The 17,606-nt window shown below is 68.2% G+C and carries 18 protein-coding genes; 4 read left to right on the forward strand and 14 right to left on the reverse strand.

The genetic code is table 11. From position 1 onward, the window contains the following. Positions 1-170 precede the first annotated feature (170 nt). The 14 genes from ACYKG1_RS12010 to ACYKG1_RS12075 form a co-directional block, all read right to left on the reverse strand. Positions 171-1,346, reverse strand: coding sequence for a substrate-binding domain-containing protein (locus ACYKG1_RS12010; protein ID WP_478470612.1), 1,176 nt, complete (start codon positions 1,344-1,346; stop codon positions 171-173). A gap of 311 nt (positions 1,347-1,657) precedes the next feature. Beyond that, entirely contained in the window at positions 1,658-2,857 is a 1,200-nt protein-coding gene (gspF, locus tag ACYKG1_RS12015) for a type II secretion system inner membrane protein GspF (protein ID WP_262082411.1), read from the reverse strand. Positions 2,858-2,864: 7 nt separating this feature from the next. Next, entirely contained in the window at positions 2,865-4,247 is a 1,383-nt protein-coding gene (gspE, locus tag ACYKG1_RS12020) for a type II secretion system ATPase GspE (protein ID WP_478472746.1), read from the reverse strand. Between the two features lie 44 nt (positions 4,248-4,291). Continuing rightward, positions 4,292-6,673 carry a type II secretion system secretin GspD gene (gene gspD / locus ACYKG1_RS12025; protein WP_478470613.1) on the reverse strand — a complete coding sequence of 794 codons (2,382 nt, stop codon included), beginning with the start codon at positions 6,671-6,673 and terminating at the stop codon, positions 4,292-4,294. Next, a complete protein-coding gene (gene gspM, locus ACYKG1_RS12030; protein WP_478470614.1) occupies positions 6,670-7,197 on the reverse strand; it encodes a type II secretion system protein GspM in 528 nt (175 codons plus the stop codon). Before gspM ends, gspD begins: the two co-directional genes overlap by 4 nt. Next, positions 7,194-8,357: a type II secretion system protein GspL gene (gspL, locus tag ACYKG1_RS12035; protein ID WP_478470615.1), complete on the reverse strand. Its 1,164-nt coding sequence runs from the start codon at positions 8,355-8,357 to the stop codon at positions 7,194-7,196. The genes gspM and gspL overlap by 4 nt, the downstream gene beginning before the upstream one ends. Beyond that, a complete protein-coding gene (gene gspK, locus ACYKG1_RS12040; protein ID WP_478470616.1) occupies positions 8,354-9,259 on the reverse strand; it encodes a type II secretion system minor pseudopilin GspK in 906 nt (301 codons plus the stop codon). Before gspK ends, gspL begins: the two co-directional genes overlap by 4 nt. A gap of 9 nt (positions 9,260-9,268) precedes the next feature. Beyond that, the gene (gene gspG, locus ACYKG1_RS12045; protein WP_262226763.1) at positions 9,269-9,706 is read right to left on the reverse strand and encodes a type II secretion system major pseudopilin GspG; all 438 of its coding nucleotides are present in this window, start codon (positions 9,704-9,706) and stop codon (positions 9,269-9,271) included. A gap of 57 nt (positions 9,707-9,763) precedes the next feature. Further along, the gene (locus ACYKG1_RS12050; RefSeq protein ID WP_238381579.1) at positions 9,764-10,321 is read right to left on the reverse strand and encodes a hypothetical protein; all 558 of its coding nucleotides are present in this window, start codon (positions 10,319-10,321) and stop codon (positions 9,764-9,766) included. 144 nt (positions 10,322-10,465) lie between these two features. Continuing rightward, complete coding sequence (locus ACYKG1_RS12055; protein ID WP_100472796.1) at positions 10,466-11,017, reverse strand: hypothetical protein; 552 nt, start codon at positions 11,015-11,017, stop codon at positions 10,466-10,468. Positions 11,018-11,075: 58 nt separating this feature from the next. Further along, positions 11,076-12,056, reverse strand: a complete 981-nt coding sequence (locus ACYKG1_RS12060) for a FecR family protein (protein ID WP_478470617.1) — start codon at positions 12,054-12,056, stop codon at positions 11,076-11,078. 69 nt (positions 12,057-12,125) lie between these two features. Further along, the gene (locus ACYKG1_RS12065) at positions 12,126-12,656 is read right to left on the reverse strand and encodes an RNA polymerase sigma factor (RefSeq protein WP_094001013.1); all 531 of its coding nucleotides are present in this window, start codon (positions 12,654-12,656) and stop codon (positions 12,126-12,128) included. Positions 12,657-12,672: 16 nt separating this feature from the next. Next, a complete protein-coding gene (locus ACYKG1_RS12070; RefSeq protein ID WP_100472802.1) occupies positions 12,673-13,353 on the reverse strand; it encodes a TonB C-terminal domain-containing protein in 681 nt (226 codons plus the stop codon). A 397-nt stretch (positions 13,354-13,750) separates the two neighbouring features. Beyond that, entirely contained in the window at positions 13,751-14,215 is a 465-nt protein-coding gene (locus ACYKG1_RS12075; protein WP_005409896.1) for an Lrp/AsnC family transcriptional regulator, read from the reverse strand. 127 nt (positions 14,216-14,342) lie between these two features. Between ACYKG1_RS12075 and ACYKG1_RS12080 the strand changes: the two genes are divergently transcribed. From ACYKG1_RS12080 to ACYKG1_RS12095, 4 genes are all read left to right on the forward strand, one after another. Beyond that, positions 14,343-15,074 (forward strand): AzlC family ABC transporter permease, encoded by a 732-nt coding sequence (locus ACYKG1_RS12080; protein WP_262226766.1) that lies wholly within the window; start codon positions 14,343-14,345, stop codon positions 15,072-15,074. Next, the gene (locus tag ACYKG1_RS12085) at positions 15,071-15,385 is read left to right on the forward strand and encodes an AzlD family protein (protein ID WP_005409898.1); all 315 of its coding nucleotides are present in this window, start codon (positions 15,071-15,073) and stop codon (positions 15,383-15,385) included. Before ACYKG1_RS12080 ends, ACYKG1_RS12085 begins: the two co-directional genes overlap by 4 nt. 206 nt (positions 15,386-15,591) lie before the next feature. Continuing rightward, positions 15,592-16,020, forward strand: a complete 429-nt coding sequence (locus ACYKG1_RS12090; protein ID WP_005409905.1) for a PAS domain-containing protein — start codon at positions 15,592-15,594, stop codon at positions 16,018-16,020. Next, complete coding sequence (locus tag ACYKG1_RS12095) at positions 16,017-17,546, forward strand: diflavin oxidoreductase (protein WP_262226767.1); 1,530 nt, start codon at positions 16,017-16,019, stop codon at positions 17,544-17,546. Before ACYKG1_RS12090 ends, ACYKG1_RS12095 begins: the two co-directional genes overlap by 4 nt. The last annotated feature ends 60 nt before the right edge of the window (positions 17,547-17,606 follow it).

Consider the following 17,606-nt stretch of genomic DNA (forward strand, 5'->3'; position numbering starts at 1 on the left):
TGCGGCGACGATCGGGGAGGCACGCGCAACGCATGCCCTGCCCCTGATAGACGGTTCACGTGACACGAAGCCGACAGCGAAACACTGCAGTGGCGGCACCGTCGCGGAAATGGCGACGCCGGCCCAGGAGGCCGGCGTCGGGTCAAGCAGGACTCAACCAGTGCTGCGGATTACAGCGGACGACCGATGCCCGAGCAGGTGCTGGGGTTGTTCAGGCCGGCAGCGCTGCTGGCCAGCACGAAGCGGTTGCGGATCGCATCGCGCCAGGCCTTGGTCAGCGGGATGAAGCCGTGGTCGGTGATCGACTTCTCATACGCGACGGTGTAGGTCGCCGGATAGTGGCGGGCCAGGAAGCCGCGCAGGCTGGTGGCGACGCTCGAATCCTTGTAGCACTGGCCGATCACCAGGTTGGTGTAGCCGGCGATCGGATAGCCGGCCGACGGGTTGCCGAACACCGGCACCCAGTTGGCGGGGTCCTCGGCTGCGACGCCGGTCGGCGGAGCGACGGTGTCCAGGGTAGCCTGCACGCTCACCTGGTCCGGCGAGAAGCCCTTGACCTTGGCGACCTTGGTCGCATCGGTCAGGCTCGGGATCACGTCCGGGCCGACGTAGCCGATACGGCCGTCAGCAGCGTAGACAGCGTTGTACAGCGAGGTGCCACCGGTGGCCGGGGCGGCCACCAGGAACGCCGGCAAGGCGCCGTTGTCATCGCGCTTGTACAGGTCGGCGAAGGTCGACTTGATGGCGAACTTGCCACCCACCAGCTTCGAGGTTTCAGCGTTCTCAGCGGCACAGGCGGCGGTCAGGAAGCGGCTGAACATTTCGCTGGTACCGCTGCTTTCCGGGCGGTACACCACCTGGATCGGGCCGCTGCGGTTGGCATCGATGGTCGACCAGTCGCTGATCGCGCCCGAGAACACGCCGCAGATCTGCGCCACGCTCAGGTCCACCGCCGAACCGGCCTTGTTGAACGGAATGGTGACCGAGGTGGCCACCGACGGCACCTGGATCAGCGCGCCGTAGCGGTTGGCATTGGTCGGCTGGTTGAAGTTGGTGGTGTAGGTGTTCAGCTCGGTGCTGCTCAGCACCGAATCGCTGCCGGCGAAATGCACGGTGCCGGTGGTCGAGAACAGCGCCGAGTTGTTTTCCAGGAACGCCTTCTTGCCGGTGCCCGAACCGGTCACGGCGTAGGTGAAGTTCGCCGGCAGGATGCTGTCGGCCGAACCCTTGTAGAGGTCGGCCGGCAGCGATGCACCGCCGCCGGTAACGGTCTGCGCCGACGCGGCGCCCACGGTAGCGAGCAGCGCGGTGGCAACCAGCGCGGCCAGGGTCTTGTACTTGGTCATGATCTTCTCCTGAAGGGTTTACTGCGAAGGGAAACGCCAAGGGAGGAACGGTCACTGCACGCCTGCTGTCGCCAGGGGCCTCCCAGCCCGCTCTGCGACGACGTGGCTATGCTGGTCCGTGCCGATGACAGACCGCTTAAGAAACCTGTGGAAGATCGAAAAAAGGTGTGGAGGATTGTGTGGAGAATCGAAGACGCCCACCGGGTAGAGTCGACTGTTAGTCGACTGGCACGCGAAGCGCTGGACTTGTCGAAGTGCGTTTGAGAAGCAGTCGACTAACAGTCGACTCTACCCGTGATGCGCGTTGCGCATCACTGCACCAGCTGGTTCATTTCCATGATCGGCATCAGCACGGCCAGCACGATGGTCAGCACCACGCCGCCCATCACCAGGATCATGGTCGGCTCCAGCAACGCGGTCAGTGCCATCGCGCGGCGCTCGATCTCGCGCGAGATCGTCTGTGCCGCGCGATCCAGCAGTGGTGCCAATGCGCCGGTCTTTTCGCCGCTGGCCACCAGGTGCACCAGGATCGGCGGATACACCTTCTGCACCTTCAACGCAGCACCCAGCGCGGCACCTTCGCGTACGCGCGCGGACACGTCATCAGCGCAACGCGCCAGCAGTGCATTGCCAAGCGTCTGCCGCGCCGCTTCCAGTGCACGCAGCAGCGGCACGCCGGCATCCAGCAGGATCGCCAGGGTCGAGGCAAAGCGCGCACTGTTCACACCCAGTACGAAACGCCCGACCATCGGCACCCGCAGCAGCATCGCGTCCCAGCGCAGGCGCAGCTCGGGCTTGCGCAGAGCCAACCGCCATGCCACCACCAACGCAGCGATGCCGAGCCCCGCCCACACTCCCCAGCTGCGAACGAATGCACTGGCCGCCAGCATCACCTGGGTCAGCATCGGCAGCGTCTGCCGTGCCTGCACGAACGCGGTCACCACCTGCGGCACCACATAGCTGAGCAGGAAGACCACGATCGCCACCGACACCAGGCTGATCGCCGCCGGATAGATGAAAGCCGTCAGCACCTTGGCCTGCAGCGCATTGCGCTCTTCGATGTAGTCAGCCAGGCGCTCCATCACCCGTGCCAGGTCGCCGGAGTCTTCACCGGCGCCCACCAGCGCCCGGTAGATCGGCGGAAAATCACGTGGCCGCGCAGCCAATGCCACGGTCAGGCGCTGTCCAGCACGTACGTCGGCGCGCACCGCGGTGAGTGCCTGGGCCACATGCGGGCGCTCGGCCTGTTCGATCACCGCACTCAATGCACCTTCCAACGGCAGGCTGGCGGCCAGCAGGCTGGCCAGCTGGCGGGTTGCCCAGGCCAACTCGCTGGCGGACAGCCGGCGCGTGCCCCAGCCACTGCCGGCGTTGCGCGCCGCGCTCACCTGCACCGGCGTCAACCCACGGCCGCGCAGCAGCTGGCGCGCGCCGCGCGGGCTGTCCGCGTCCAGCTGGCCCTTCTCGATGCGGCCCTGCGCGTTGGCGGCCTGGTAGTCGAACAGCGCCATGCAGGCCTCAGTCGTCGCCCGTGACGCGCAGGATTTCTTCCAGCGTGGTCACCCCGCTGTCGACCCAACGCTGGCCGTCCTGGCGCAGCGTGCGCATGCCGGCATGCCGCGCCGCTTCGCGCAGCGCGGGCTCACCCTGCCCTTCATGGATCAGCGCACGCACGCGATCGTCCACCACGAAAAGCTCATGGATGCCGGTGCGCCCCCGATAGCCGCTGTTGGCACAGGCCGCGCAGCCCACCGCACGCCACACGGTGCGGCCTTCGCCATCCACCTCGGCACGCCTGCATTGCGTGCAGAGCCGCCGCACCAACCGCTGCGCCAGCACACCGCGCAGCGACGAGGCGAGCAGGAACGGCTCCACCCCCATGTCGGCCAGACGGGTTACCGCTGAGATCGCGTCATTGGTGTGCAGGGAGGCCAGCACGCCATGCCCGGTCAGCGACGACTGCACCGCAATCTGCGCGGTTTCCAGATCGCGGATCTCGCCAATCATGATGGTGTCCGGGTCCTGGCGCAGGATCGCGCGCAACGCGGTGCCGAAGCTCATGCCGATACGCGCGTTGACCTGGATCTGGCCGATGCCGGCGAAGTCGTACTCCACCGGGTCTTCCACGGTGAGGATGTTGCTGGTGCTGCTGTCGAGCTGGCCCAGCGCGGCGTACAGCGAAGTGGTCTTGCCGCTGCCGGTCGGCCCGGTGACCAGCACGATGCCATGCGGCTGCCGGATCAATCCGGTGAATGTGGCCAGTGTGTCATCGGCCATGCCCAGGCGCTGCAGCTGCAGGCGGCCGGCATCCTTCTCCAGCAGTCGCAGCACGGCGCGCTCGCCATGCCCGGTCGGCACCGTGGAGACACGGATATCCAGCGGACGTCCACCCACGCGGATCGCGATGCGCCCGTCCTGCGGCAAGCGCTTCTCGGCGATGTCCAGGTGCGCCATGATCTTGATGCGCGACACCAGCGCCGCGTGCAGTGCGCGCCGCGGCTGCACCATGTCGCGCAGGGTGCCGTCCACCCGGTAACGCACCACCGAGTGGGTCTCGAACGGCTCGATGTGCAGATCGCTGGCGCCATCGCGTGCGGCCTGTGCCAGCAGCGCGTTGATCATGCGGATCACCGGCGCATCGTCCTGTGCATCCAGCAGATCGGTGACCTCCGGCATATCCTGCATCAGCCGGTCCAGATCCACTTCACTTTCAGCAGCCCCGACCACAGCAGCGGCATCGCCGCCGTCACGGTACTGTTCACCCAGCCGCTGTTGCCAGGTCGCCGCATCCAGCGCCTGGAACGGCAGCGGGCCATGCCGGCGCCGCAGTTCGGCCACGGCCCACGCGGCAGTTTCGGCGGTGCCCAGCAGTACGGGTTCGCCGCCGGCCTCGGACAGCATCACGCCATGGCTGCGCACCCAGGCGTACGGCAGCGGCGCGGCGCTCACGGCCCGATCACCAGCTCGGGGGTGTAGCCCAGCCCGCGCAGTTGCTGCAGTGCCGGGTCCAGCGTCGCCGGATCGCGCGGCAATCGCACGCGCAGGCGTTGCCCGCTCTCGCCCGGCGTGGCTTCGGCATAGGCCTGCAGGCCCAGCGCACGCACCTGCGCCACGCCCTGGCTGGCACGCGCCGGGTCCAGCCCCTGCGCGAACTGCACCAGCTGCGCGTCGCCCTCACCGGCCGGATACAACGCCGCCAGGCTGGTGTTCTGCAGCGGCTGGCCCTGGCCGTCGGGGGCATTGCCCTGGCCCAGCACGGACAGATCCTGCGGCGGCAGCTGCGGTGCGGACAGCGCCGGCAATGCCCAGCTCTGCGCCGGCTGCGCACCCGCCTGCGCGTTGCGCATGTAGTCGTAGCGATCGCGGGTCAGGCGCTGGCCGGCGGCGGGGTCACGCACCACGTGCGGGCGCAGGAACACCATCAGGTTGGTCTTGGCGCGCTTGCGCGTGTCGCTGCGGAACAAGGCGCCCAGCACCGGGATCCTGCCCAGCCCCGGAACCGCATCACGGCCATGACTGACGCTGTCTTCCAGCAGGCCACCCAGCACCATGATCTGGCCATCGTCCAGCAGCACGCTGGTATCCAGGGCGCGCTTGTTGGTGATGATGCCGGCCGTACTGTTCGCGCTCTGCGCGTCGATGCTGCTGACTTCCTGGTAAATGTCCAGCTTCACCGTGCCGCCCTCGGAGATCTGCGGGCGCACCCGCAGCTTCAGGCCCACGTCCTCGCGCACGATGGTCTGGAACGGGTTGTTGCTGCCGCCACCACCGTCGGTCACGTAGCGGCCGCTGACAAACGGTACGGTCTGGCCGACCATGATGCTGGCCGCTTCGTTGTCCAGCGTCATCAGGTTCGGCGTGGACAGGATGTTGGCGCCACCCTTGCTCTGCAGCGCGTTGGCCAGCGCCTTCATGTTGAGGATCTGACCGACGCCGGGCAGGTTGATGGTGCCGTCGATCACACCGATCTTCAGGCCATCCTTTGGCAGCACGTCCAAGGTAGTGCGTGCACCGGTATTGAGCCCACTGCCGCCGGTGGCGCCACCAAAGTGGGTGCCGCCGAAGGTGCGGCCATTGCCCAGCATCCACTGCACGCCCAGCTCGGCCGCATCGGTCTGGTTGACCTCCACGATCAGGCTTTCCACCAGCACCTGCGCACGGCGCTGGTCAAGCTGGTCGATCACCCGGCGCAGGTTGCGGTACACAGGCTCGGGGGCCGAAATCAGCAGCGTGTTGGTGGCCACGTCCGCCTGCACCGAAATGCCGTTCTGGCTGAAGCCGGTGCTTCCGGCGTCGATCGGGTCGCGGCGGTTCGGGTCCAGCCGCTGTGATTCCAGCGCATTGCCACCGGCCTTGGCCTGCTGCGGCTGCGACGGCTGCGCCGGTGTGGAACCGTTGGCATCGCCGGGCAGTGGCGTGATGCCCTCGTTGCTGCCCATTGCCGGTGCATCGCTCTGTCCGGCCACCACGCCGCGCAGCACACCAGCGAGCTGGTTGGCCTGGGCATTGCGCAGGTAGACCACATGCAGGTTGCCGGATTCATCCTGGGCGCGGTCCAGCTTCTCCACCAGCTGCCGTGCCAGGCGGGTACGCCCGGGGCTGCTGGAACGCAGCAGCACGCTGTTGCTGCGCGGGTCGGCCATCACCACCACCTTCTGGCTGGGCTCGGCGCCCTGCGCATCCAGCAGCGGCGCGACCATTGCCGCCACGTCAACGGCAATGCCCTGCTGCAGCTTCACCACATCGGTGTCCATGCCAGCCGGCGTGTCGACGCTGGCGATCACCCGTGCGATGCGCTCCAGGTTGTCGGCATAGTCGGTGATCACCAGGGTGTTGTTGCCTGGGTTGGCAGTGATCGGATTGTCCGGGCTGATCATCGGCCGCAGCACTGCCACCAGCGCGGCCGCGTTCTCGTAGCGCAGCGCGAAGGTGCGCGTGGCGATCTCGCCCCCTGCACCGCCGCTGCCCACCCGGCCACCGAGCAGCTTGGCGTCGGCCTGCGGCACCACCCGGCTGACGCCGCCGTTCTCGACCACGGCGAAGCCGCGCATGCGCAGCGCGCCCAGCAGCAGCTGGTAGGCCTGGGTACGGCTGACCGGGCCATCGGAGACCACCGTCATCTTGCCGGTCACCCGCGGGTCGACCAGGAACTGGCGGCCGGTGAACCGTGCCGCCATGCGCAGCACGCCGCCGATATCGGTATCCACCAGGTTCAGCTGCACCGGTTCATCGCGGGTGTCCTGCGCCAGCACGGGCGCCGGCACGTAGCCCATGCCCACGATCAGCGCCAATGCAGTACTGCAGGCAAGGCTGCGCATCGCCCTCATGGATGGCCACCCACGGTGGGTGCCATCACGATGTTTCCGGAAATCCGTGCCGCCGGCATGTTCGCATCCCCTGTGCGTGTCAGTTGCAGCTGCTGCAGCTCGATGGCCGGGTCGGCCAGCAGCGGCAGCAGCCAGTTCCATAGCGCATCGGCGGGCACCGCCTGCACCTGCAGGTGCCAGCGCCCGTCGCGCGCTTCGATATGCAGGCCGTCGGCGAGGCCGGCGGATCTGATTCCGTCCCGCAGCCTGGCCAGCGTCGGGCGCTGGCCCTGGGCCTGCTGCTGGCGCTCCCGGGCCCGCAGCAGCGGCGCCAGCGCGCGGGACTGCGCCTGCAGCCGTGGGAGTTCGGCCTGCCAGTACGCGTGCTGCTTCAGCAGGGGGTCCAGCCACAACGACCACAGGCCTGCCGCCAGCAGCGCCACCACCATCACCCACAGCATCAGCCGGTCGCGCGCTGGCAGGCGCTGCCAGCGCTGCCGGAGGCCGGCCAGTCCCTCGCCCAAGCGCAGGGTGCGGGTCGTCACTGTCCGGCTCCGCTCACCCGCAGTTGTCCATCGGAACCACGTGCCAGCTGCAGGCCCTGCGCCTGCACCGCCTGCTGCCAGCGCTCGAGCCGCTGCGGATCATCGGCCAATGCCTGGGCATCGGCGTCCAACGCCATGTCCAGCTGGCCCGGCTGGTAATGCAGGCTGTGAACCTGCCCCGCCAACTCCGGGACCGCCTGCAGCGTGCTGGCCACCTGGCGTTGTAGTGGCGGCAACGGCGGCGCCGGCAATGGCACCGCCAATGCCCGCCTTGCCTGCAGCACCGGGTCCACCACATCGGTGATCTCCGGGAAGCGTGCATTGAACTGCCGCGTCATGCCCTGTTGCAGCACCTCGCCCTCACTTCGCCACCGCGAGACCTGCAGCTGCAGGCCGAGCGCGGCCAGCAGCACCGCCGCCAACGCCAGGCCGATCGCCAGCCGGGGCGCCCGCTGGCCAGTACCAGCCAGCGGCAACGACCATGCCGGCACGGGGCCGCAGGCCTGCCGCTCATGCGTAACGGCGGTGGCAGGCAGGCTCGCCGGCCACGTCGGGGGCACGCTGTCGATCCACTGCACGGCGTGCGCGCCGGCCTGTTGCAGGCGCACTGCCAGGGCCTGCATCACTGCGGACGCGTCACGTCCGCCACACCATTGGACGAAGCCCCGATCGCGCCCGCTGCGCACAAGCAGGTGCTCGCCGCTGACCTGCAGCGTGGCCTGGCCCTCCTGCCAGGGCAGCAGCAATGGCGTGGGATACAGTGCCTGCAGCTGCAGTGCGCACGAGGCCAGCAGCTGCTGCGCCTGCAGGACTGCCTGCTGGCCGAGCCAGGCCACCGGAACCGTGCCGTCCGCCGCCTGCGCACCGTGGGCCAACGCCACCTCCTGCAGGTCGTCCAGCAGCATCGCCTCCACTTCACCCTGCAACGCCGACTGCAGGCGGCGCCCGGACAACGGCGGCAGCTGCAGTTCCAGCAGGATCAGGTCGTGCGGATCAAGGCAGGCGCGCACCGCCGCATTCGGATGACGCAGGCCCAGCGCCGCCAGTGTGTCGCGGCCGTGTGCCAGCACCTCGCCCTTGTGCAGCTGCACCCAGTCCACTGCGCTGTCGGCGCGCAGGTGCTCCAGCGGCGGCAGGCGCACCCGTAGCTGCACGCTCATGCACCGATCCTCGTCCACACTCGCTGCACACGTGCCCCATCGTCACGGTACTCGCGCCAGAGCAACGCACGGAACTCGACCGCACTGCCATCGGCCTGCACCTGGCCGATCGCAAGGAACCACTCGCTATGGATGCCCAAGGGAAGCATGGCCATCTGTTCGTTGCTCAGTTGCAGCCGATTGGCGATGTCGCCGCGGTTGAGCAGCCAACGGCCACCGTCGCGCTCACCGAGCAGCGCCTGCAGCCGCGCCGGCTCGACCGCAGGCGTCACTGCCTGCAGAACGCTCAGGTCGCTGGTGTTGGCGTTGACCAGGGTCTGCGCCGGCAGTACGACTGTGCGTCGCGCCAGCGCCTGCAGTGCCACCGGATCGGCACCGGCCAGTGCCTGCGTGATCAGCGATTCGCGCGGTAGCGGGGCCTGCGCCTGCATGCCGCCGTCGCGCAGGCGCGCCTGGATGTGGTCCGCTGCGGATGCGCAGGCGCCCAGGCCCAGCCCCTGCCCGGCACACAACGCGATGAACGCGCGTCGCGCCTCGGGGTCCGGCCGGCCATGCGCCAGCAGGTTGCGCAGGTTGAACATCGACTGCGCGTCGACCAGCTGCAACTGCACCGGCAACGGCGCCTGCAGCGTCAGCGGACGCGCCCAGCGACCGCTGCGTACCGTGGTCAACTGCTCGCGCACATCCTCGCGCAGCTGCTGCGCCGCACGCTCCAGCGTGGCGTCGACCGCCATGCGCACCTGCGCACGCAACTGGTCGCTACGCAGCGCGCGCAGCTGCGCCGACTGCCGGGTCAGCAGCGCGGTGGCAATCACCGCCACCAGTGCCACCACCAGCAGCGCAACGATCACCGCCATGCCACGCTGGCGGGTGCACGGGACCGCACGTGTCCGGGTTGCCATCAGCGCGCCTCACAGCTGCCAGGAGCCGATATCCGCGTTCCCGGCGTCGCCACCTGGCTTGCTGTCCGCACCCAGCGAGAACACGTCGATGTCGCCATGGGTTCCGGGACTCTGGTACTGGTACGGATGGCCCCACGGGTCATTCGGCAGGCGATCCAGATACGGCGTCACCGGCATCGAACCGCTGCCCTGCGGCGGCTTCACCAGTGCCTGCAGGCCCTGCTCGGCACTCGGATAACGCCCATTGTCCAGCCTGAACAGTTTCAGCGCCTGCATCAATGCCGCGATATCCTGCCGCGCCGCGACCACGCGCGCCTGGTCAGGGCGGTCCATCAGGCGCGGCACGATCAATGCGGCGAGGATGCCGATGATCACCACCACCACCATGATTTCGATCAGGCTGAACCCCTGCTGCCGAGCCCTGCGACCACGAACCTGCCTTGCCATTGTTCCGCCCTCGTCATCCTGGAAGAGACCGCTGCGCCATGGTCAGCGGTGCATGTGTCAGTACGATAAACATCCGCCGGCAATTCGCTGCGCATGTGCCTGTGCGGGCGCAGGGGCCGCCTGCGCGCGTGCCGCGTCGAACAGGTGTTGCGGCACGCTGGCCAGCGTTTCGTCGATGCAGCCGCGCACCAGCGGATGCGCGCACGCCTGCAGCAGGCGCACGCACTGCATCGGCGACCACGCGGTGCCGTGGTCGAGGCCGATGAACATCCGGTAGGCCTGGTGGTAGCGCAGGTCGTCATAGACGCGCTGCGCACTGTTGAGGTCACGCACGACCAGCAGCAGGGCCGCGCGTTGCAGCAGCCGCGCATCGCCCGCCTCAAGCGGCAGCGCGTTCATGGCCGCTTCCGGCCAAGGCCGCAGCTGCAGATCGAGCGCGCTTCGCAGCGCGGCCAGCGGATGCGCGCTGCTGTCCAGCGCCGCCCAGCGCGCCGCTTCCGCCCAGGCATCACTGGACAGCACCCATACCCAGGAATGCCCGTAACGTTGCACGTTCAAGGGCGTGTGCCGCGCCTGCTCCAGTGACTGGCTCAGGTGGCGATCCAGCTCCAGCATGCTGATCCTGCGACTGTCTGCCATCTGCGTCGCCCGCGCTCCGCGACGCGTGGTGCGTCGTACTCTGGAGAAGACGTCAGCAAGGCAGGTGAAGCGACAGCGCGAATGCAACTCTGTGCGCTGGGTGGTGCTTCATCGGCAACGTCATCGCAGCGTCATCCGCCTGCAGGCTTCGCGCAGCAGGCGCGGTGCGTCGCCGCCGCAGCGCCGGGCCAATACCGCTACGTCGCTGCGCGTGGCGAACGCAGCCAGCGCACCCGTCATCTCCACGTCATCGCACCATGACGCCATCGCAATGCGTAGCGCCGGCAGCTGCCAGCCGTCCATCACGCCGCGGGTGCCCGCCACGAACCAGTGCCACAGCCGGTGGTGCAGCACCTGCTCGTGCAACTGCGCCAGATCGTCGATGCCATGCATGCCCATCAGCAGCAGTGCGCGTGCAAGCGCCGCAGGCGGCAACGCGCCGGTTTCAGCCAGCGGCAGCACCTGCTGCTGCAGGCGCAGCAGCATCGCCAGCGGGTGCGACTGCGGATCAAAGTCCAGCAGCACAGCCTGTTGCTGCCACTGTGCGTCAGACACCACGCACACCCATGGCGAGCCGTAGCGGTGCACCATCAAAGGCCGTCGCTGGGTGGTTTCCAGCAACGCCGACAGATTGCGGCGCAGATCCAGCACACCGATGGTCTCGTTGCGCATCCTTGGCTTCTCCGTGCTTGCAACAGCCCCGCGCGGCGCGCGCAGCCAGCGTCTTCACCTAACCAAGGACGGCAATGCCACCCGGAAAGCGACGCAGATCCAGCGACATCGTCAGTCGCAGCTGCTCCAGCGCGGCGTCCGGATCATCGATGCGGAAGCGGCCACTGACCGGGGCACGCGCCAACGCCGATTCGCCCAGCAGTACCTTGCCGCGGCGGTATCGGTTGATCTCATCCACCACCTCGCGCAGCGGTGCGCGGCGGAATACCAGCATGCCCTCGGTCCAGGCGCCCACCTCCGAAGCCACGGCCTCGGCCACCACACCACTGAGGCGCTCGTCGTACTGGGTCTGCTGGCCCGCCTGCAGCTGCAGGCGGCCCTGTGGGTGCTCGATGCGAGCACTGCCCTGCAGGCAGGTCACCCGTACCTGTCCATGGGTATTGCGCACGTCCAGGCGCACCGCACCTTCCTCGGCAATCACGCAGCCTGGCCCCGCGAACAAGGCCAGGCGCAGGCCAGCCTCGGTTTCGATCGCGGCCTGGCCCTGCACCAGCTCGAAGCCTTCGCCCTGCGCGTCCGCACGGCGGCGCAGGCTGCTCTGCGTATCCAGTTCGATCTTCAACTGCGGCAGGGGCGCGATCCGCAGCCGTTCGCCGGTGCCGGTGTGGAAATCGGCCGCCATGGCCGTCACCGACGGCCACAGCCCCAGCGGTGGGCGGATCGCCGCCACCACCACCAGGCTGGCTGGCGCAGCAATCGCGGCGCCCAGGAAGGCGCGCCGGCTCCAGCGCTGGGCCGGCGTCGGCGCGACAGGCTGCCGTGCTGCGGCGGGCAGCTGCTCGCCGGCCAGCCGTACCTGTTCCCATTGCCGGCGCGCCCGGCCGAACGCTTCGCGATGATGGGGGTCGGCCTCGCACCACGCACGAAACCTGCGTGCATCAGCGGCAGTGGCTTCGCCCGAGGTCAGCCGCACCACCCACGCGTGGGCCTGACGCTCGACGGCATCCAGCGGGCGTTGCGGGCGATCGTCAGGATCCATGGGGACTCATGCCGGACCCGCACGCTGCGGGGTTCTGCTCGGCGTCAAAGTGTAGACGGATGCCGCCGCTCAGAACCGCACCTGGCGCCCCTGCCCGCTGCGCTCGGCCAGATAGTCCTGGGCCGCCTTCAGCTCACGCTGCACCAGCCGCAGCGACACGCCCAGGTGATCGGCGACATCGCGCTGCTGCAGGCCGTCGACGCGGATCGCCAGCAGGATGCGGCGACGACGCTCGGGCATGCGCTGCAGCAGGCCGACCATGTCTTCCAGCGCGAAGTCCAGCTCAGCCACCTGCGCCGGGCCCGGTGCCGGGTCGGCCATGTCCATCAGCGTATCCACCTCTTCCAGGCTCAGCAGGCGGTGGTCGGCACGTTGGCGGTCGATCACGGTGTTCATCGCCATGCGCAGCAGGTAGGCCGCGGGATTCTGCACGGCATCCAGACGGTCACGGCGCGCACTCAGGCGCATCCAGGTGTCCTGCAGCGCGTCGCCGGCCAGCTCTTCCGAGCCCAGCTTGCGCACCAAGCGGCGCTTCAGCTCGTCGTAGGCCCCCAGAAGGTGGTCCATCAGGTCAACTGCCCCAGCCGTACCGTTGCTCATGTTCGGATCCTTGAAGTCATGGAAGGGGCGCGCGCCGGCCACAGTCGTGGTCGGTGCCGGAAGGACGGATCTGCAGCGTCACCGGCTGCGGCAGCGCAGCGGCATCGGGCGCCAGCACCAGGCCCTGCAGCGCCTGCAGCAGGCGCGCATCGCGGCGGGCACTGCCACTACCGGACAGCAGTTCGGGCTGCTGCACCTGGCCCTCGGCGTCGACGCGGAAGCGCAGGGTTGCGGCATAGCGGCCGGGCGCGATCTCAGGGTCGTCACAGAACGCCGCGCGCAGGCGCTGCTGCAGGCCGCCATAGCGGCGGCGACGTTCGGCCTCGGGAAGATCGACGCCAACACCGGGTTCGGCGGCCGAGGACGTTCCCCGGCGCAGCACCACGCGCTGCTCGCCGATCACCTCGGCCTCGATGCCGGTGTCCTGTAGCAGCATCTGCAACGCAGGCAGCGGCATCAGGCTGGCGCGCAGCGCATGGCTGCTGCGGCCCGCGGCGAGGTCGCCCGGGTACATCACCGACCACCCGCTGATGACACTGAAGCGCTCGACCGCCTGTTCCAGCGGCTGCGCAGGGATATCGTAGGCATGAACACCGTCCTGCGCGGCAGCGGCAGAGGACAGCAGCAGCCATGCGGCGATGGCCACCTTCCAAGTTCTGACCGCATGGTGTCCATTCAGCCCCCTGACGTAGAACACATGACCCTCGGCAGCGACAGCAGCTGCAGTGGACGCGCCCACGACCGGAACCCGGCCCGCGCGCGACCAGCAAGCGGGCTCAAACCGTACCGGGGTCACATGTCATTGCGATGACCGCCACCCACGGCTGGCGGCGTGACTGGCGCCATGAAGCCAGTCACGCATCGGGCATCAATGAATCGAACAGACCACGTCACGCCTGGGGTCAGAACCCGTTGCGCAACAACGGGATCTGACCCCGTGCCGACCAAATCGTGTCGACCAAGGTCGACACCCACCAAGAGCAGCTCATGCCCCCTGCAACCGGACCTACCCCGCCGTCCCACGGAATGCACGCTGTTGCTCCGGCCGTTGCCTCTGCGGGTGCCGGGTGCAACCCGGCCACAACCCCCATCCCTCAAAGCGGCAACTGGGTCGTCTGCTTGATCCGCTGCATCGGGATCTCGGTCTTGGTGTTCTGCACCCCGGCAATCCGGTTCAGGTGCTGCATCTGGAACTGCCGGTAGGCATCCAGATCCGCCACCGCCACCCGCAGCAGAAAATCGCAGTCCCCCGCCATCAGATGGCATTCAAGTACTTCCGGGAAAGACTTGATGCTGTTGATGAAGTGATTGGTCGTGTCCTCGTCCTGCCCGCGCAGCCACACCCGCACGAACACCGTGAAGCCACGTCCCACCTTGGCCTCATTCAGCAGGGCAACATAGCGGTCGATGTAGCCGCCCTCCTCCAGCAGCCGCACCCGCCGCAGGCAGGCCGAGGGCGAAAGGCCGACCTGCCGGGCCAGCTCCAGGTTCTGCAGGCGTCCGTCACGCTGCAGGGCGTCGAGGATGCGCCGATCAAGGTTGTCGAGCTGGTACTGCATGGAATTTCACCTTTGGCGCCATTGGCCGCATGGAATCTCAATATTCCCGAATCAAATGGCATCAACGCAACCCGATTTCGCGATCGGACCGATAGCATGGGCCACCCCCACCATGTTGTGCCGTTCCATGGACGCCCGTACCACCCTCCCCCTGCCCGACACCTGCGATACCGCGCCGCGTGCCGAATTCCTGCGCGGCCTGCGCGCCGCCGTGCCGGTGATGATCGGCTTCATTCCCTTCGCCCTGGTGCTCGGCGCCCAGGCCGCCCAGAAAGGCCTCAGCGCCCTGGAAGTCCCGCTGATGACCGGCCTCAACTTCGCCGGCGGCTCGGAGTTCGCCGCCGTCGAACTGTGGACCTCGCCGCCGCACATCGCGCTGATCGTCGCGATCACCGCGCTGGTCAACAGCCGCCACCTGCTGATGGGCGCCAGCCTGGCCCCAGTGCTGCAGCATCTGCCGCGCCGCCGGGTGCTGCCGGCACTGTTCTTCATGTGCGACGAAAGCTGGGCCATGGGCGTGGCCGATGCACGGCGCCGTGCGCTCGGCTTCAGCCTGGCCTATTACCTGGGCGTGTCGGCAGGCCTGTACACGGTCTGGGTCGCCTGCACCGCGCTGGGCGCGATCGTTGGGCCGATGCTGGGCGACATCCACCCCTACGGTTTCGACATGGCCTTCCCCGCCGTGTTCCTGGTGCTGCTGCGTGGCATGTGGCAGGGCATGAAGGCCGCGCGGCCTTGGCTGGTCAGCCTGGTGGTGGCCGCTGCCACCTACCTGCTGGTGCCGGGTGCGTGGTACGTGGCCAGCGGCGCACTGGCGGGCCTGGCCGCGGCCTGGCTGCTGGCGGAGGACGCAGCATGATCTTCAACGGCCTGATCCACTGGACCTCGGTGCTGACCATCGTGCTGATGGCCGCCGCCACCTACCTGACCCGCATCGTCGGCTTCCTCGCCCTGCGCAACCGCACGCTGAGCAAGCGCGCGGTAACGGTGATGGAAGCCGCGCCGGGCTGCGTGCTGATCTCGGTGATCGCGCCCGACTTCGTCGCCGACAAGCCCGCCGACCTGGCCGCGCTGGCGATCACCCTGCTGGCCGCCACGCGGTTGTCGATGCTGCCGACGGTGCTGATCGGCGTGGTCTCGGCCGGCGTGCTGCGCTATCTGATGGGCTGATACCTCTTCGCCGGGCATGGCCCGGCGCTACACTTGTACCGCCACCTTGATAGCGCCGGGCCATGCCCGGCGCCCCCCCCTGCGACACCTGGTCGCAGTCGATCCCGCCACCTACTTGACCAATGTCAAACCGCCCGCCACCGCGCGGGCGTATCTCTATGCAGGAACCCAATACGCCGGCGTTACCGGCATCCAAAGGACCTGCGATGAGCTACACCCCCGACAACGCCCAGCTGCTGAATGCCATGCAGAACGTCATGGTGATCTCCACCACCGACCTGCAGGGCAACATCACCTACGCCAACGACCTGTTCTGCACGCTTACCGGCTTCGCCCGCGAGGAACTGATCGGCCAGCCGCACAGCATCGTGCGCCATCCGGATGTGCCCAAGGCGGTCTACAAGGACATGTGGGACACCATCAAGGCCGGCAAGACCTGGACCGGCATCGTGCCCAACCTTGGCAAGGGTGGCGTGCTCTACGTGGTCGACACCACCGTGCAGCCGCTGTTCGACGCCGACGGCAACATCACCTCGTACATCAGCATCCGCCGCGTGGTGAACGACCTGATGCAGAACTACGACCTGGTCGAGTTCAGCAAGGAAAAGTTCGACGACTTCTACGAGGCCGCGTGAACGCCCTCCCGACCAGTACGCCCTTCAGCCGCCTGCTGGTGGGTTTCGCGTCCGAGTCGGGCAATGCCCGCGCCCTGGCCCAGCGCCTGGGCGCGGACCTGCAGCCGCACGCGCCGCAGGTGCTCCCCTTCAATGACATCGACGTGGCCAGCCTCGGCCAGGGCGATGTGCTGCTGGCGATTTCCAGCTCGTTTGGCGATGGCGAACCGCCGGCCAACGGCGAGCAGTTCTTCGAAACACTGCGCCAGACTCCGACGCTGAGCGGCCTGCGCTATGCGGTGTTCGGCCTTGGTGACACCGGCTACCCCAGCTTCTGTGGCTTCACCAAGGCGCTGGATGCGGCGCTGAGCGAGCGCCAGGCGCAGCCGCTGCTGCACCGCGTGGATGCCGACCTGGGCTACGAGCAGTTCTTCCAGCAATGGCAGCCGGTCCTCGGCCAGGTGCTGGATGGCGACCTCAGTGCTGGCCAGGACCTGCGCCTGCAGGTCACCGCCTATGGCGAAGACAACGCCTTTGCCGCCCCCATTCTCGAACGCCGCCGCCTGAACAGCAGCGACCCGGCCGCCTGGCACCTGCAGCTGGATATTGCCGGTAGCGGCATGGCCTACCGCGCGGGCGACACCCTGCACGTGGTACCGGAGAACGACCCTGCCCTGCTGCAGGCATTGGCCACCTGGTACGGCGACACCGCCGCCGTGGCCGCCCTGCATGACCGCGAGCTGCGCCTGCTGAGCAAGGGCGTGCTGCGCGAACTGGCCAAGCTCGGCGGCAGCGAGGTGCTGAAGGGCCTGTTGAAGGTCAGCCAGAAGCGCGAGCTCGAAGCCTACCTGCACGGGCTGGACGTGCTGGACGTGCTGCAGGACCACGCCACGCCGGACAGCGTGCCGCTGGCCCGGCTGCGCGAACTACTGTCACCGCGACTGCCGCGCGCCTATTCCATCGCCTCGCACCCCTGCAACGACCAGCTGAGCCTGTGCGTGCGCGAAGTACGCTACACCCTGCGCGGCCGCGAGCGCTTCGGCACTGCCACCGGCAGCCTGCTGCACGGCGGCGACCATGCCCGTGTGTACTGCCGCTCCAATCCCGGCTTCCATCTGCCCGATACCGGCGAAGCTCCCCTTCTGCTGGTCGGCACCGGCACCGGCATCGCGCCGCTGATGGGCCTGATGCAGGAACTGCAGGCCACCGCCTGCCAACGCGAAGTGCACCTGGTGTTCGGCGAGAAGCACAGCCAGCACGATTACCTGTATCGCGACCAGCTGCAGGACTGGCACACGCGTGGTGTGCTGGCCGGCCTGCATACCGCGTTCTCGCGCGATGGCGCTGAAAAGGTCTATGTGCAGCATGTACTGCAGCAGCGCGCCGCCGAAGTGCGCGATGTAGTGGCCCGCGGCGGGCATCTTTACCTGTGCGGCAACAAGAGCCACCTGGAAGGCGCGGTGCGCGAGGCCATCGATGCCATCGTTGGCGAAGGGCACTGGGACACATTGCGTAGTGAAGGCCGCACTCACTGCGAGCTGTATTGATCCATCACCACTGGACCGCACGAACCCTGGATCAGTAGAGCCGGCCGCTGGCCGGCTGCC

The sequence above is a fragment of the Stenotrophomonas sp. 85239_Sma genome, from assembly GCF_056481725.1.